Annotated in this window: 15 protein-coding genes and 1 tRNA gene; 8 read left to right on the forward strand and 8 right to left on the reverse strand. The window is 71.1% G+C overall.

All coding sequences use genetic code 11. The annotated features are described in order from the left end of the window. Positions 1-70 precede the first annotated feature (70 nt). From ACK8N7_RS23140 to ACK8N7_RS23155, 4 genes are read left to right on the forward strand one after another with little or no spacing between them, the layout of a single operon-like run. The gene (locus ACK8N7_RS23140; protein ID WP_500443989.1) at positions 71-2,422 is read left to right on the forward strand and encodes a xanthine dehydrogenase family protein molybdopterin-binding subunit; all 2,352 of its coding nucleotides are present in this window, start codon (positions 71-73) and stop codon (positions 2,420-2,422) included. A 38-nt stretch (positions 2,423-2,460) separates the two neighbouring features. Further along, entirely contained in the window at positions 2,461-2,751 is a 291-nt protein-coding gene (locus ACK8N7_RS23145) for a hypothetical protein (protein ID WP_500443991.1), read from the forward strand. Next, a complete protein-coding gene (locus tag ACK8N7_RS23150) occupies positions 2,738-3,097 on the forward strand; it encodes a hypothetical protein (protein WP_500443993.1) in 360 nt (119 codons plus the stop codon). The genes ACK8N7_RS23145 and ACK8N7_RS23150 overlap by 14 nt, the downstream gene beginning before the upstream one ends. Beyond that, positions 3,094-3,222: a hypothetical protein gene (locus ACK8N7_RS23155; RefSeq protein WP_403213286.1), complete on the forward strand. Its 129-nt coding sequence runs from the start codon at positions 3,094-3,096 to the stop codon at positions 3,220-3,222. Before ACK8N7_RS23150 ends, ACK8N7_RS23155 begins: the two co-directional genes overlap by 4 nt. A 76-nt stretch (positions 3,223-3,298) precedes the next feature. Here ACK8N7_RS23155 and ACK8N7_RS23160 read toward each other — a convergent pair whose 3' ends face one another. Then, a complete protein-coding gene (locus ACK8N7_RS23160) occupies positions 3,299-3,850 on the reverse strand; it encodes a hypothetical protein (protein ID WP_403213284.1) in 552 nt (183 codons plus the stop codon). Positions 3,851-4,000: 150 nt separating this feature from the next. Beyond that, positions 4,001-4,072 (reverse strand) — tRNA-Cys (locus tag ACK8N7_RS23165). 186 nt (positions 4,073-4,258) lie between these two features. On the opposite strand from ACK8N7_RS23165, the gene ACK8N7_RS23170 reads away from it, so the two are divergent. Further along, on the forward strand, positions 4,259-5,866 hold the full coding sequence (locus tag ACK8N7_RS23170) for an MFS transporter (protein WP_500443995.1): 1,608 nt from the start codon (positions 4,259-4,261) through the stop codon (positions 5,864-5,866). A gap of 194 nt (positions 5,867-6,060) precedes the next feature. Then, positions 6,061-7,845: a DEAD/DEAH box helicase gene (locus tag ACK8N7_RS23175; protein ID WP_403213280.1), complete on the forward strand. Its 1,785-nt coding sequence runs from the start codon at positions 6,061-6,063 to the stop codon at positions 7,843-7,845. A gap of 94 nt (positions 7,846-7,939) precedes the next feature. On the opposite strand, the gene ACK8N7_RS23180 is transcribed toward ACK8N7_RS23175, so the two are convergent. From ACK8N7_RS23180 to ACK8N7_RS23190, 3 genes are read right to left on the reverse strand one after another with little or no spacing between them, the layout of a single operon-like run. Next, a complete protein-coding gene (locus ACK8N7_RS23180) occupies positions 7,940-8,599 on the reverse strand; it encodes a hypothetical protein (protein WP_403213278.1) in 660 nt (219 codons plus the stop codon). 39 nt (positions 8,600-8,638) lie between these two features. Then, positions 8,639-10,942, reverse strand: a complete 2,304-nt coding sequence (locus tag ACK8N7_RS23185; RefSeq protein WP_500443998.1) for a hypothetical protein — start codon at positions 10,940-10,942, stop codon at positions 8,639-8,641. After that, complete coding sequence (locus tag ACK8N7_RS23190; RefSeq protein WP_403213275.1) at positions 10,942-11,391, reverse strand: hypothetical protein; 450 nt, start codon at positions 11,389-11,391, stop codon at positions 10,942-10,944. Before ACK8N7_RS23190 ends, ACK8N7_RS23185 begins: the two co-directional genes overlap by 1 nt. A 477-nt stretch (positions 11,392-11,868) precedes the next feature. Here ACK8N7_RS23190 and ACK8N7_RS23195 point away from each other — a divergent pair, with 477 nt between their 5' ends. Then, entirely contained in the window at positions 11,869-12,513 is a 645-nt protein-coding gene (locus ACK8N7_RS23195; protein ID WP_015608848.1) for an IclR family transcriptional regulator, read from the forward strand. Between the two features lie 132 nt (positions 12,514-12,645). Beyond that, complete coding sequence (locus tag ACK8N7_RS23200) at positions 12,646-13,434, forward strand: S16 family serine protease (RefSeq protein WP_500444000.1); 789 nt, start codon at positions 12,646-12,648, stop codon at positions 13,432-13,434. On the opposite strand, the gene ACK8N7_RS23205 is transcribed toward ACK8N7_RS23200, so the two are convergent. Genes ACK8N7_RS23205 through ACK8N7_RS23215 form a run of 3 tightly spaced genes read right to left on the reverse strand, consistent with a single transcriptional unit; the run spans position 13,394 to position 15,606 of the window. After that, entirely contained in the window at positions 13,394-14,704 is a 1,311-nt protein-coding gene (locus tag ACK8N7_RS23205; protein ID WP_403213271.1) for an MFS transporter, read from the reverse strand. The two genes, ACK8N7_RS23200 and ACK8N7_RS23205, sit on opposite strands and share 41 nt — an antisense overlap. Before the next feature lie 27 nt (positions 14,705-14,731). Beyond that, on the reverse strand, positions 14,732-14,920 hold the full coding sequence (locus tag ACK8N7_RS23210) for a hypothetical protein (RefSeq protein WP_500445822.1): 189 nt from the start codon (positions 14,918-14,920) through the stop codon (positions 14,732-14,734). Between the two features lie 53 nt (positions 14,921-14,973). Beyond that, the gene (locus ACK8N7_RS23215; protein ID WP_500444002.1) at positions 14,974-15,606 is read right to left on the reverse strand and encodes an ArsR/SmtB family transcription factor; all 633 of its coding nucleotides are present in this window, start codon (positions 15,604-15,606) and stop codon (positions 14,974-14,976) included. Positions 15,607-15,659: the final 53 nt, after the last annotated feature.

Raw genomic sequence — 15,659 nt, forward strand, 5'->3', positions numbered from 1 at the left:
GACAGCACCCCGCGACACCACAGCTCACCCCCCGCCCCCGTAGCGGCGGGGCGAACGACAAGGAGGCGGCGTGAGCGGCGACGCAGCCACCGCGGCCAACGCGACGAGCACCACCCTGCCCAGGATCGACGCGGCCGCCGGGCCGGGCGACGGTCCCGGCCAGGAGCCGCCCCTGATGGGCCTGGGCGCCTCGCTGCCGCCCGCCGACGCCCGTGCGAAGACCGAGGGCACCTTCCCGTACGCCGCCGACCTCTGGGCCGAGGGGCTGCTCTGGGCCTCCGTGCTCCGCTCCCCGCACCCGCACGCCCGCATCCTGTCCATCGACACCTCGGCCGCCGCCGCGATGCCCGGGGTGCGCGCGGTTGTCACGCACGAGGACGTCCCCGGGGACAGCAACTACGGCCGCCGGGTCGTCGACCGCCCGGTCTTCGCCTCCGAGCTGGTCCGCCACCACGGCGAGCCGATCGCCGCCGTCGCCGCCGACCACCCGGACACCGCGCGCCTGGCCGCCGCCGCCATCGCCGTCGAGTACGAGGTGCTGGAGCCGGTCACGGACCCTGAGAAGGCGTTCGCGGCGGAGCCCCTGCACCCCGACGGCAATCTGATCCGGCACATCCCCCTGCGGTACGGCGACGCCGAGGCGACCGGCGAGATCATCGTCGAGGGCCTCTACCGCATCGGCCGCCAGGACCCCGCTCCGATCGGCGCGGAGGCCGGGCTCGCCGTGCCCCGCCCGGACGGCGGCGTCGAGATCTACACCGCCTCCACCGACCCGCACACCGACCGCGACCTGGCCGCCGCCTGCTTCGGACTGGAGCCGGACCGGGTCAAGGTCGTCGTCACCGGCGTCCCCGGCGCGACCGGCGACCGCGAGGACCCCGGCTTCCAGATCCCGCTGGGCCTGCTCGCCCTGCGCACCGGCTGCCCGGTGAAGCTGGCCGCCACCCGCGAGGAGTCCTTCCTCGGCCACGCCCACCGCCACCCCACCCTGCTGCGCTACCGCCACCACGCGGACGCGGACGGCCGGCTGGTCAAGGTGGAGGCCCAGATCCTGCTGGACGCGGGAGCGTACGCCGACGCCTCCTCGGAGTCGCTGGCCGCCGCGGTCGCCTTCGCCTGCGGCCCGTACGTCGTCCCGCACGCCTTCATCGAGGGCTGGGCGGTCCGCACGAACAACCCGCCCTCCGGTCACGTACGCGGCGAGGGCGCGATGCAGGTCTGCGCGGCGTACGAGGGCCAGATGGACAAGCTGGCCGCCAGGCTGGGCGTCGACCCGGCCGAACTCCGCCTCCGTAACGCGCTCTCCACGGGCGACATCCTGCCCACGGGCCAGACGGTGACCTGCCCGGCCCCCGTGGCCGAACTGCTCCGCGCGGTACGCGACCACCCCCTCCCCGCCCTCCCCAAGGACACCCCGGAGGACGACTGGCTGCTGCCCGGCGGCCCCGAGGGCGCGGGCGAGCCCGGGGCGGTGCGGCGGGGCGTCGGCTACGGGGTCGGCATGGTCCACATGCTCGGCGCCGAGGGCGCGGACGAGGTCTCCACGGCGACGGTCCGGGTCCACGACGGCGTAGCCACCGTCATCTGCGCGGCGGTCGAGACGGGCCAGGGCTTCACCACCCTCGCCCGCCAGGTCGTCCAGGAGGTCCTGGGCATCGACGAGGTCCATGTGGCGGCGGTCGACACCGATCAGCCGCCCGCGGGCCCGGCGACGCACGGCCGCCACACCTGGGTCTCCGGAGGGGCGGTGGAGCGGGCGGCGAAGATGGTCCGCACCCAGCTCCTCCAGCCGCTGGCCCACAAGTTCGGCATGTCCACGGAGCTGCTCCAGATCGCCGACGGCAAGATCACCTCGTACGACGGTGTCCTGTCGACCACCGTCATGGAGGCGATGGACGGCAAGGAGCTCTGGGCCACCGCCCAGTGCCGCCCCCACCCCACCGAGCCGCTGGACGAGTCCGGCCAGGGCGACGCCTTCGTCGGCCTCGCGTTCTGCGCGGTACGGGCGGTCGTCGACGTCGACATCGAGCTCGGCTCGATCCGCGTGGTCGAGATGGCGGTCGCCCAGGACGTCGGCCGCGTCCTGAACCCCGCCCAGCTGGCGACCCGGATCGAGGCGGGCATCACCCAGGGCATCGGCGCGGCCCTCACCGAGAACCTCCGCACCGCCCGCGGCCTGATCCGCCACCCCGACCTGGCCGGCTACGCGCTCCCGACCTCGCTGGACGCGCCGGACATCCGCATCGTCAAGCTGGTCGAGGAGCGGGACGTGGTGGCCCCCTTCGGCGCCAAGCCGGTCTCCGCCGTCCCCGTCGTGACGGCCCCGGCGGCGGTGGCCTCGGCGGTCCGCTCGGCCACCGGCCGCCCGGTGAACCGCCTGCCGGTGCGCCCGCAGGCGGCGGTGGTGACCCCCAAGGGCTGACGGGGGCGCACGTGTTCGACAGTTGTCGCCCAGGGGGAGTGCCGGACACGATTTCCGAGCCGGAGCTGATCGGTGAGTTCGGGCCGGAGCACACCGCGGAGGCGGTGGGCGGGTTCGACCGGAAGCCGCCGTCCGGGCGCCGCAGCGGGCACGGCCTGCTGTGGGGCGTCGCCGGGGCGCTGGCCGCCTCCGCGGTGTGGGTGACGGCCGTCTTCGCGTACGGGGACGGCGTCACGCGGAAGCCGGGACGCGCGCGGCCACCGGGTGGACGGCCGCTCGTGTTCCGCGATGCAGCTGAAGGCGTTGACCGCGTCCGTGGGGAAGCGTGAAGACGCCCTCGCCCTCGCTCCGGGACGTATCGAACACCCGGCGCTCAACCAGGTCCGCTGCTACATGGGACTCGCCTCCGAGGAGGGCGCCGAGACGTACGCCAAGGTCTGGAGCGTCTACGCCCACATCGGGTTGACGGTCGAGCTGTACGAGGAGACCGACCCCCGGTCCGAGTTCGAGGCCCGCGAGGGGCCGTCAGCTCTGACGGATGGCGAGGAGAAAAGGCCCGAACTGGTGCCCAACCTCGGGGACCGGGCCTATCTGCCGGTCGAGGACGGGGAAGGGACGCGGCTGAGCGGCTGGACGGCGCTGTGGTCCTCACGCTCACCATCACCGCCTCCATGAACCGCGCGGAACCCGAGAGCGACGAGGAGCCGGACGAGTGGCCCGACGGCCCCGCGCCGGAGTCGTTCCACGCCGACATGATCAGTGACATGCGCGATGTGATGGAGAAGCTGAAGACGGCCTGAGCGCCGCCGGGCGCTCAGCGGGTCCGGGGGAGGGGGGGAAGCGATGAACACGGTGTCCGCACGCCACCCGCCCGGTTCAGCAAGCGCCGTCCTCGACCGTCGCGGTCAGGTCGTACGTGGCGATGGAGCCGCTGCCGCCACCCGCCTCCGGCACGAAGATCCCGCCCTGTGCCGACTTCACCTCCGTGACGTGCACGCAGACCTCGGAGCCGTCCGCCGAGATCACGTAGGAGTGACCGTCACCGGCTCGTTCGACGGAGACGCGGTACGAGGGTCCCTGACCCTCTCCTGCCTCGCGGACGGCCGCCTCGATCAGTGAGGTGTAGCCGTCCGCCGGATCGCGGCGGATCTGCGGGTCGGAGGCCATCAACTCCGCTGCGTCCTCGGAGGCTTTCCGGACCTCGCTCGCCGTCCAGGCCCCTTGGTCGGCCGCTTCCTGGGCCGAGCAGCCCGCGAAGACGAAGACCCCGGAGACCGCGAATGCGACGACCCGCCCCACCGCGAGAGCCGTCTCCGAAGGCTGCTCCGCCGCTCGCGGCCGGGCCCGCCAGTACAGCCGGTACGGGCCGATCAGGGCGACGGCGAGAAATGCCGCGGCTATGAGGAACAAGATGACGACGACGGCCATAGGTGCGATCCCTGTGATTCTGCGGGTTCGTTGCTTTCGGCGCTCAGGGGGGAGAGCGAGCCCTGGCCGCGCCGGTGCCCGTGACCCCGGACACGGCAACGGCCGCCCCCGCAGAATAGGGGCGGCCGTAGCCTTTCGGTGCCTCATCGGAGGCCGTGACCGGAATCGAACCGGTGTAACTCGAGTTGCAGTCGAGCCCCTGAGCCTCTCGGGCACACGGCCGGGTGTTGCTGTTGTGTCCTCGACGTTAGGGGGCGCGGGTAGCGGACCACAAGGGAAGCGGCCGGTACGCAATGCGACTGCCATACGCCGTTCACGCCCCGGGGCCTTCGGCCTACGACCAAGGGACGACCCCGGGCGGGCCCAGCGACAGGGCTCAAACTGCCTCACGCCCCTTACTCTGGGGCAATGACCGCCCCCGAACAGCGTGACGGCACCGATGCCGCGCGCCCCGCGCCGACCGAGCTGCCGCACGACCTGCCGGGCGGTCCCACCGACCCCGCCACCGGACTGCCCGCAGACCTCCCCACCGACCTGAAGACCGGCATACCCGGGGATCTGCGGCCCGGGATGCCGGACGCCCTGCCCGACGATCTGACCGGGGCGGTCGCGGGGGCGGCCGCCGAGGGGGTGCTCGGGCGCACCTACCGGGCGCTGAGCATCGGCATCGTCTCCGTGGTGTTCCTCATCGCGTTCGAGGCCACGGCGGTCGGTACGGCGATGCCGGTGGCCGCCCGGGAGCTGCACGGCATCCCGCTCTACGCGTTCGCCTTCTCCGCGTACTTCACCACCAGCCTCTTCGCCATGGTCCTCTCCGGCCAGTGGGCCGACCGGCGCGGACCGCTCCAGCCGCTCGCCACCGGGATCACCGCCTTCGGGGCGGGGCTGCTGCTCTCCGGGGCGGCCGGCTCCATGTGGGTCTTCATCGCGGGCCGGGCGGTCCAGGGGCTCGGCGGCGGGCTGGTGATCGTCGCGCTGTACGTGGTGATCGGGCGGGCCTACCCCGAACGCATCCGGCCCGCGATCATGGCCGCCTTCGCCGCGAGCTGGGTGATCCCGTCCGTGGTCGGGCCGCTGGCCGCCGGCACGGTGACCGAGCACCTCGGCTGGCGCTGGGTCTTCGTCGGCATCCCCGTCCTGATCGTGATCCCGCTGGCGCTGGCCCTCCCGGCGATCCGCCGGACGGCCTCGGGCCCGGCGGACCCGGACGCGCCGGCGCAGCCGTACGACCGCCGCCGCATCCGCCTCGCGCTGGGTATCTCGGCGGGGGCCGGGCTGCTCCAGTACGCGGGCCAGGAGCTGAACTGGCTCGCGGTGCTGCCCGCCGCCGCGGGTGTCGCGCTGCTGGTGCCCGCCGTACGGGGCCTGCTGCCCACCGGGACCGTACGGGCGGCCCGCGGGCTGCCGTCGGTGATCCTGCTGCGCGGGGTCGCGGCCGGTTCGTTCATCGCCGCGGAGTCCTTCGTACCCCTGATGCTCGTCACCCAGCGCGGCCTGACCCCGACCATGGCCGGGCTCTCGCTGGCGGTGGGCGGCGCGACCTGGGCTCTCGGCTCGTACGTCCAGTCCCGGCCGCGCCTGGAGCCGTACCGGGAGCGGCTGATGGTGAGCGGGATGGTGCTGGTGGCGGCCTCGATCGCGGTGGCCCCCACGGTGCTGATCGCGGCGGTCCCGGTCTGGATCGTCGCCGTGGCCTGGGCCTTCGGCTGCTTCGGCATGGGCATGGTGATCGCCTCCACCAGCGTGCTGCTGCTGAAGCTGTCGGCCCCCGAGGAGGCGGGCTCCAACTCCGCCGCCCTCCAGATCTCCGACGGCCTCTCCAACGTCCTGCTGCTGGCGACGGGCGGTGCGGCCTTCGCGGCGCTCGGCGGCGGCGCGATGGGCGCGGCGGCGCACGGCCCGGTGGAGTCCGGCGCCACGGGCTCGCACCCGGTGGCGTTCGCGGCGGTGTTCCTGCCGATGGCCGTGGTCGCGGTGGTGGGGGCGTGGGTGGCCACACGGGTACGGGAGAAGTAGCGGTACCACGAGGTTCGCCCGGTAGCCGCACCTGTGAAGAGCGTCTCAACGGACTCGAACCGCGACTCGTTCGCACGGGTTCTCAGCCGGGCCCCCGGTAGGGTGGCCCGGTTGTCGTATCGCGGGCCGGGTCCATCGGGCCCGGTGCGGTGCGGACAGCGCCCCACGTACCCGAGCGCCCCGAACCGGAGACCGTGACTACTACCACCGCCTCCCACCACCTCTCACCCGCCTTTCCCGGCCGCGCCCCCTGGGGCACCGCCGGCAAGCTGCGAGCCTGGCAGCAGAGCGCCATGGAGAGGTACCTCCAGGAGCAGCCGCGCGACTTCCTCGCCGTCGCGACGCCCGGCGCGGGCAAGACCACGTTCGCGCTGACCCTCGCGTCGTGGCTGCTGCACCACCACGTCGTCCAGCAGATCACCGTGGTCGCCCCCACCGAGCACCTCAAGAAGCAGTGGGCGGAGGCGGCCGCCCGGATAGGGATCAAGCTCGACCCGGAGTACAGCGCCGGCCCGCTGAGCAAGGAGTACCACGGCGTCGCCGTCACCTACGCGGGTGTCGGCGTCCGCCCGATGCTGCACCGCAACCGCTGCGAGCAGCGCAAGACCCTGGTCATCCTCGACGAGATCCACCACGCCGGTGACTCGAAGTCCTGGGGTGAGGCCTGCCAGGAGGCGTTCGACCCGGCGACCCGGCGGCTCGCGCTGACCGGTACGCCGTTCCGGTCGGACACCAACCCGATCCCCTTCGTCGCGTACGAGGAGGGGAACGACGGCATCCGCCGCTCCTCCGCCGACTACACCTACGGCTACGGCAACGCCCTCGCCGACGGTGTGGTCCGTCCCGTGATCTTCCTCAGCTACAGCGGCAACATGCGCTGGCGCACCAAGGCCGGGGACGAGATCGCGGCCCGCCTCGGCGAGCCGATGACCAAGGACGCCATCGGCCAGGCCTGGCGCACCGCACTGGCGCCCACCGGTGACTGGATCCCCAACGTCCTGAGCGCCGCCGACAAGCGGCTCACCGAGGTCCGCAAGGGCATCCCGGACGCGGGCGGGCTCGTCATCGCGACGGACCAGGACTCGGCACGCGCTTACGCCAAGATCCTCAAGAAGGTCACCGGCGAGACGCCGACCGTCGTCCTCTCCGACGAGAAGGCCGCCTCGAAGAAGATCGACAAGTTCAGCGCGGACGAGTCGCGCTGGATGGTCGCGGTCCGCATGGTGTCCGAGGGCGTCGACGTGCCACGGCTGGCCGTCGGCGTCTACGCGACCACGATCTCGACGCCCCTCTTCTTCGCCCAGGCCGTCGGCCGCTTCGTGCGCTCCCGCAGGCGCGGTGAGACGGCCTCCGTCTTCGTACCGACGATCCCGATGCTCCTCGACTTCGCCAACGAGATGGAGGTCGAGCGGGACCACGTACTCGACAAGCCGAAGAAGGGCAGCGACGAGGAGAACCCGTTCTCGGAGGAGGACAAGCTCCTCGCCGACGCCGAGAGGCTTGAGGACGAGGAGACCGAGGAGCAACTGCCCTTCGAGGCGCTGGAGTCCGACGCCGTCTTCGACCGGGTGCTGTACGACGGCGCCGAGTTCGGCATGCAGGCCCACCCCGGCTCCGAGGAGGAGCAGGACTACCTCGGCATCCCCGGCCTCCTGGAGCCGGACCAGGTCCAGCTCCTCCTCCAGAAGCGGCAGAGCCGGCAGATCGCGCACAGCCGCCAGAAGCCGGCCGAGGAGGCCGACCTCCTGGAGAAGCCGGCCGACGCCCGCCCCGTGGTCACGCACAAGCAGCTGCTGAGCCTGCGCAAGCAGCTCAACACGATGGTCTCCGCCTACACCCACCAGAGCGGCAAGCCCCACGGGGTGATCCACACCGAACTGCGCCGCGTGTGCGGCGGCCCGCCGAGCGCCGAGGCGACGGCCCACCAGATCCAGCAGCGGATCGCGAAGGTCCAGGAGTGGGCGACCCGGATGACCTGAGCGGGTACGCGCGGAAGTGTCCGTGCGTGGCGAGCTGAGGGAGGGCGGGACGCGTATCCGTACGTGTCCCGCCCTCTCGTCCGTTCGGAGGCCGTCAGCCCTTCGCGGGCTCGGGCACCTGGTCGGGCAGCGCGGCCTCGTCGGCGCAGCCGAGCTGCTCGGCCATGGCGCGGGACACGTCGTTGAGGATGGTCATACGGTCATCCGGGGCAGAGGCGGGGGCCAGCTGGCCCGGTGAGGAGTACATCCTCGCCCTTACGTATGGGGATGTGCCATCGGGCCCGTCGGTCGAGCAGGCAAAGTACAGATTGGCCCCACTGTCGCCGTTGACCTCGGCGTAGGAGCCCAGAGGGAAGATAAGTCGGCTCCTCTCTCCGCGTCGCGCTTCCTCCTCCGGGTCCGGGTGGTTCTTGTTGGGCTCGAACTCTATTCTTAGCAGAGGGATTCCGCTGTCGCTGTCCGCCTTGTAGATGTTACATATGTTGCGTTCTTTAACGCCTCCGTGGAGTCTTTTTGCTGCCAGCTCCAGAGAGAACTTGTTCGAATCGCCTCGTGCGTTGGTGCCGGTGAGTTCGGTGAAGCTTTCTGCTGCTGCCAGACGTTCGATGGCCTTCGTCGAGCGCGGGCTCAGTGTGCTGTCGCACACCTGCGATGCCGAAAGCGTTTCTGCTTTCCCGTTCTCTTCATCGGTGCACGCGGAGGACGCGAGGAGCATCAGGCTGCCGCACAGCACCCAGTGCAATCTATTGCGCATGACACGTTTCTGCCTTTGTGAGATCCGGAGTGGGCAGGGTCAGTCCTTGTAGGCCGGGCGTCCCCGATAGTCGTTCTGCTGAGATCCGGTGCCGAAATAGCTGTGCTCGATATCTTGAGGCCAATTCCGGAGATTCGTGTCCTGCTTGAGTTGGGGATTCCCATCGATGTACGACATGTAGGCGTCGGCCTGCTGCTGGATTCCCTGGCCGTAGAACTGCTGGCTGGTGAGCTGGGCCTGCTCCGCCGGATCCTTCTCGGCCTTGTCGATGCCCTTGTCGATCTCGTGGCCGATAAAGGTGTTCACCGCGTTTCCGACCGTGTCCGCGGCCAGCGGGGCGACCACGAGCGCGGCCGCCGTCGATCCGGGCACCGGAATCGCTGCGATCCCGCCCCCCACCACGACCCCGGCGCCCAGCTTGACCCAGTCCCCGGAACGGCCGAGCGACTTGTTCTGCTGCTCCGCCTCGTCCTTGAAAGTGGTCTCTGCCTGCTGCACACGCGAGTGGTCCAGGATGCCCCGCGCCTCACCACCGGTCGTCAACGCGTCATGCGCGTTGTTGATGTTCGCCTCGCTCGTGGGGGGATTGGCATCCAGCATGCTCAGCGTGTACAGGTGCTGCGCCGTCGTGACCACACCGTGCGAGGTTTCGTTCTGACCCAGCACGCTGAGGAAGTTGATGGCCCCCTGCTCGCCGAGGCCGGCCCGTCCTTGGTACTTCGGCGGAAAGAGCTCTTCATCCTTCGCCCGGTCGCCGATCCCCGACAAGCTGTAATTGATGTCATCGATATACGCAGCCCCCATCTTGCCCAGGCTGTCGGCCAGCTGTGACTGCTCGTGGAGCATCTTCGGCCCGTCCTCGCTTCCGTACAGGAACGCGACCTGCTCCATCACCCCCGCCGTCTCCGCCGTCCGCAGGTCGCGGTTGCCCGGGATCATCGGGTCCTTGGCGGTCATCGGATCGGCGTCGTACGCGTAACCGGTGGTGGCGGCCTCCAGGGCGTGGCCGAGGGAGTCGTGGCCGGCGATGACCTTGTTGTCGCCGCCCATGATGTAGACGTCGGACAGCCAGATGCGGTCCTTCGTCAGGTACTCGAGGTTCTCGTTCACCTCGGATTCCTTGTCGACGCCCGCTCCGGCACCGTCCGGTTGGGCGAAGAACTCCGTCGCGGCGCCGGGGTTGTGGCCGAGCGCTTCCAGGAAGCCGGTCATCGGGTCGCGGCCCCGGTCGTTCTTGCTGTAGAAGTTCAGGTCTCCGTTGTTCCAGTTGTTGATCCACGGGCTCATGTGCTCGACGTTGCGCTCCTTGTCGAACGCCACGAGCTTCTGGCCGTAGTCGTTGAGGAACTGGTCGTCGTAGTCGCCGAACCGCATGAGGTTGCTCATGACGGCGAACCCGCGCGGATTGTTCGCGTGGTCGGTGCCGAGTTCGTCCGGACCCAGCTCGACCATCTTCTGTTCCCAGGACCGCATCGCCCCACTGTCGGAGAGCGTGGCGGTGCCCAGGGCGATGCCCAGGTTCTTCTGGAGGAGCTTGGCCTGCTCCGTCCGCTGCTTCGGGTCCGCCCCGTACCCCTGGTAGGGGTCGGCGATGCCGGCGTAGAACTTCAGGAGCCCGTCGGGCGTCGTGGAGGTGGCGAGCCTCTCCGCGAACAGCGGGTCCCTGCCATAGGTGGCGAGCGTCCCGTTGACCTTGTTCAGCTCGGTCGGCGTGATGTCGGCCGGGTCCTTCTTGAGGATCTCGGCGATCGCCTCCGCCTCGGCTACGGCCTTGGCCGCCGAGTCCCGGTCCGCGTAGTCGGCACCCGAGAACCCGTACGCGGCCTGGTCGACGATGAGCCGCAGCGCCTCGGCGGCGCTGGTGTCGCTGTGCGTGGCCTTCTTCAGGATCGCCTCGACCCGGTCGCGCAGTCCGTCCACGTCGCTCTGGCTGTGCTCGGGGAGCGTGGTGCCCTTGGCGGCGCGGTCGGGGTGGATGTTCATCGTGACGGTGAACGAGCCCTCGCCCGTGTCCCTGACCGTCAGGTTCTTCTTCGCGCCCTGCGTGATCGCCTCGGTGAGCTCGGTCCGGAAGGAGACCAGTTCGTCCCGGGTGTCGCTGAGGATGCGGGTGACCGTACGGGCCTGGGTGTGGGCGTCGGCGAACTCGCCCGCGGTCTTCTCCACGAAGGCCCGGGTGACCGTGGCGTTCTCCCCGGCCCAGCGGGCCTTGGCCGCCTTGCCGCCCAGGTTGTCCTTGGCCTCCCCCTTGAGGGTCTCCAGCTGCTTGGCCATCTGGTTCCAGTCGGTGATCGCCTCACCGAGCTGGGAGAAGTTGCCGAAGCGGAGGGCGTCGAGATCCATCAGGCACCCTTCCGCTCGTTGAAGCCCGAGTCGAGTGTGGAGATGCTGCTGACCGTCCCCGCGATGTGGACCTCGTCGCCCGCGTGGGCACCCTTGGTGTAGTCGAGGTGGTTGGAGATGTGGGCCGTTGCGTCCAGTAACGACCTGGACTGGTCGATCCAGCGCGAGGCGACGTGATCCAGCGCGCCGCCGAGCGCGAACCCCTCGGACTTCAGCCCGCTCGCCGCCTTCTGCGAGGCGGTACGAGCGTGGTTGCTCACCTGCTCGAATTCCTGGCGGAGTTCGAACGCGGCATCCCCGATCGCGGCCAGGTCCTTCTGGTTGACCTCCAGGTCACCCTGCTGGTTGCCGCCTCCGCCCGGCTCGGGGGCCAGCTGGTTCAGCCGCATCCGCGTCGACCGCTCTTCGGCGGCCTGGGTCTTCAACTGTTCCCACTCGTCCCATGCCATGGATCTGAGCGCCTCCCGTGAAGCCGGCCACCTCCGGCAGGTGGCCGCTTGCCCACGGAAGGTACCAACGGCGTTGTGAGCTAAGGCCGTTCGATTGCCGTGCGAAGAAAAAACATGCACCCGTTCTTCACGATGAGTTAACGCCCATTCACACGAGGTACACGAAGCGTCACAACCGCGTCGGCCGACCTGGACGCGCGTAGATGTTCGCGTTCCGGACGCCACCGCGCTGACCGGCGGTTATGTCGTACGGTCGGGTCCCCGCCCACGGGAGCGCCCGGATTCTGGACGAGGGCTTCCGCTGAGCGGACTGGCTCGCTACTGTCCCCGCCATATGAACGCCCCGTGGCAGAGCCGCCGCGGAGCGCAGCCGGTGCCTTGGCCAGACCGGCGGCCTCTCCGTGCGTCGCCGCTGGGACCGGCGTCGCAACCGCCGGAAGAGGGCCGTCGTCGCTCACCCGAAGAGGAGAGGGCGTCGTGACCGCGGAGACTTCCCAGACGCTCGACCGAGGACTGCGCGTCCTCAAACTGCTCGCCGATACCGACCACGGCCTGACCGTCACCGAGTTGTCCAACAAACTCGGCGTCAACCGGACCGTCGTCTACCGGCTGCTCGCCACCCTGGAGCAGCACGCCCTGGTCCGCCGTGACCTGGGCGGCCGCGCCCGGGTCGGACTCGGTGTGCTGCGCCTGGGCCGACAGGTCCACCCGCTCGTCCGGGAGGCCGCGCTGCCCGCGCTTCGCTCCCTGGCCGAGGACATAGGGGCCACCGCCCACCTCACGCTCGTCGACGGCAGCGACGCCCTCGCGGTCGCCGTCGTCGAGCCGACCTGGACCGACTACCACGTGGCCTACCGGGCGGGTTTCCGGCACCCGCTGGACCGGGGCGCCGCGGGGCGGGCCATCCTGTCCGCCCGCCAGCAGACGACGGCCGGACACCCCGGCTACACCCTCACCCACGGCGAGCTCGAAGCCGGTGCCAGCGGGGCGGCCGCGCCGCTCGTCGGGGTGACGGGGGTGGAGGGGAGCGTCGGCGTGGTCATGCTCGCCGACGCCGTACCGGAGCGGGTCGGCCCCCGGGTGCTCGACGCCGCCCGGGAAGTGGCGGACGCCCTGCGGTAGCTCCCGGCGCGGAGGTGGGGCGGGGAGCGTGGCGGGGCATACGCCTGGCGCGCTCCCGGCGGCGCCGGGCCGCGAGACCGGGGGCGTACGCCTGGCGCGTTCCCACCCGTGCGCGGCGGCTAGATTGGACGAGTGCTCACTCGTCTCTCGCGCCCCCGCGCGCTCGCCCTCTGCGCGCTGCCCGTCCTCGCCCTGTTCGGTACGGCGGCCTTCGCGCCGCTGCCGTTCACCCTGGCGCAGCCCGGGGTGACCGCGGACGTGCTCGGCAAGGACCGCGGCAGACCGGTGATCACCATCACCGGTGCGGAGACCCGGCCCACCGACGGGCAGCTGCGGATGACCACGATCGTCGCCACCGGTCCCAAGGCGGACATCCGGGTCGGCAGCGTGCTGGACGGCTGGTTCCGTACGGACCGGGCGGTCATGCCCCGGGACGCCGTCTATCCGACCGGCGGCTCCGAGCAGGAGATCGAGCAGCACAACCTGAACGACATGAAGGAGTCCCAGAACGTCGCCGTCGACGCCGCCCTGAACCAACTGGACCGCAAGCCCGGCTCGATGCGGGTGACCGTGGACCTCGGTGACATCGGGGGGCCCAGCGCCGGTCTCTTCCTCTCCCTCGGCATCATCGACAAGCTCGACGGCGACGGCAGGGGCGGCGATCTCACCGGGGGCCGCACCATCGCCGGTACGGGGACGATCAGCGCGGACGGCAAGGTCGGCGCGGTCGGCGGGGTCTCCATGAAGACCCAGGCCGCCCACCGCGACGGAGCCACCGTCTTCCTCGTCCCGAAGGCCGAGTGCCGGGAGGCGGAGGCCGAGCGGCCCGACGGGCTGCGGCTGATCCCCGTCACGACACTGGGCGGCGCGGTGGACGCGCTCAAGGCGCTGGAGCACGGCGGGAAGGTGCCGAGCTGCTGACCTCAGGCGGTACGGAGACCTCCTGAGCCGCCGCCTCCTCCGCCGGCCTCTCCATCGTCCGCCACGCCGGGAACACCAGCGGGCTCAGCGTCGCCAGGAAGTACACCCCGCCCATCGCCAGCAGCGCCCCCGACGGGCCCAGGCCCTCCACCAGCAGCCCGGCCGCCAGCCCGCCCAGCGGCATCGCGAACTCGCACCCGGCCGTCAGCGCCCCCGAGACCCGGCTGCGCAGCCGGTCCGGTACGCGTTCGTAGAGGACCGTCGTCAGGATCGGGTTCAGCACCCCGCCCGCGATCCCGCCGAGCAGCATGGTCACCGCCAGCGGCAGCGTCGTCCCGGTCACCGCCGCGACCAGGAACCGCGGTGCGCCGCACAGGATCACGCACACCGTGAACACCGCCCGCCTCGGGAAGCGGTGCCCCACCGCCCCGTACACCAGCGCCCCCGTCAGACCGCCCGCCCCGAACAGCGCGGTGAGCAGCCCGATGTCCCTGGCCCCGCCCAGCTCGGACTCGGCGTGCACCGGGAGCAGGACGGCGTTCCAGCCCTGGTCGGTGCCGTTCATGAACATCACCATGACCACGACCGACAGCAGCAGTCGGTTGCCCATCAAGTGGCCGTACCCCTCGCGGAGTTCGGTGCCGTATGTGCGCATCGAGACGGGCGCCCCGCCCTTGCGCGGTTCGGCCGAGGCCACCCCCCGTACGCCGACGGCGATCAGCAGGGCGGAGAGGCCGAACGTCGCGGCGTCCAGGAGGAGTACGGTCTCCGAGCCGACGAAGGCGATGAGGACCCCGGCCAGTGCCGCGCCGACCATCCTGGCCCCGCGCGAGACCGCGTCGAAGAGGCTGGCGGCGCGGGGGAGCGTGGTGCCCGCCTGCTCCGCGAGGTCGGGGATGAGGACGTAGCGGGCGGTGTTGCCCGGGGTGTGGGCGAAGCCGTTCAGCGCCATCAGCGCGCAGAGCATCCAGAATTCGAGGGCGCCCAGGTGGTGCAGCAGCGGGATCGCGGCGATGGCGAGGCCGCAGACGGTGTCGGACGCGACGGCGACCCTGCGGCGGCCGATCCGGTCGATGAACGGTCCGCCGATCAGCGCGGCGAGGACGATCGGCAGGGTGGCGCAGAAGGCGACGACGCCGGCCCGGCCCGCGCTGCCGGTGGTCTCCAGGACGAACCAGGGCACGCCGATCAGGGTGAGTGAAGTCCCGGCGGTGGAGATGGAGTTGGCCGCCAGCGTGGCGGCGAGCGGAGTGCGGTGGTGGCGGTGCATGGCCGTGCTTCCCCCGGAGGCGGTCGGCTAGGCGGTACGGAACGTCTGGCCGCAGGTCGTCGTCGGCCCGCTCCGGGCCAGCCGGAGGCCGACCTCGACCATCGTCCAGCCGATCCGGGTGCGGAGCCGGGGCCGGGGGAGGCGGAACTCCCGTGCTTCGTGACGCAGTTCGGCGGCCCGGTCGGCGTGCAGGGCGAGGTGGATGTCGGTGTGCATGTCGGCGTGCATGAGTAATTCCCTTCGGACCCTGGGCTGTCGGGGTGCGCTGATCATTCGGACGGGCGGGGGAAGGCGTGCAGATGGGTCCGCACGACCGCCGAGCCCTCGGTGCCCTCCGGGACGCGGTCCCGGTAGCTCTCCACGACGGCGTGGAGCTTCTCGGACAGCTCCTGCGCCAGATCGGGAGTGAGCCGGATCTTGAAGTCGCTGATGTCCCAGCTCCGTTGCCACTCCTCCGGCCACTCGTCCATCGTGCCGAGCCAGGTGCTCAGCTCCTGGGCGTGAGTGGTGGCCACCTCGTGCATGACGAAATCGATCGCCCCGCGCACCTCCGGGTCGGCGTGCGTCCGGAAGTCGGCGGTCTCGAACATCGTTCCCTCGTGCACCGCCCGCCACCACCGCTCCCGGCCCTTGCCCAGGTCCGGGGCGTCCTCGACCAGCCCGCTCTCCGCCAGTTGGCGCAGGTGGTAGCTGGTCGCGCCACTGGACTCGCCCAGCCGCTCGCCGAGCCCGGAGGCGGTGGCGGGGCCGAACTCCCGCAGGGCGTTGAGCAGCCGGATCCGCAGGGGGTGCGCGAGGGTGCGCAGCGTACGGGCGTTGATGTTGTGGATGTTCCGGTCGCCGGTGGGGGCGGGGGCGGGGGCGGGGGCGTGGGTGGCCCGGCCGGTCTCGTCGTCCGTCATGCCTCGACCGTAGGCTTGCAAAGCAACCTTTGCAAGAGATTCTTTGCAACGGA

Origin of the sequence: Streptomyces griseobrunneus (genome assembly GCF_046713465.1) — a bacterium.
Lineage (GTDB): Bacteria > Actinomycetota > Actinomycetes > Streptomycetales > Streptomycetaceae > Streptomyces > Streptomyces microflavus.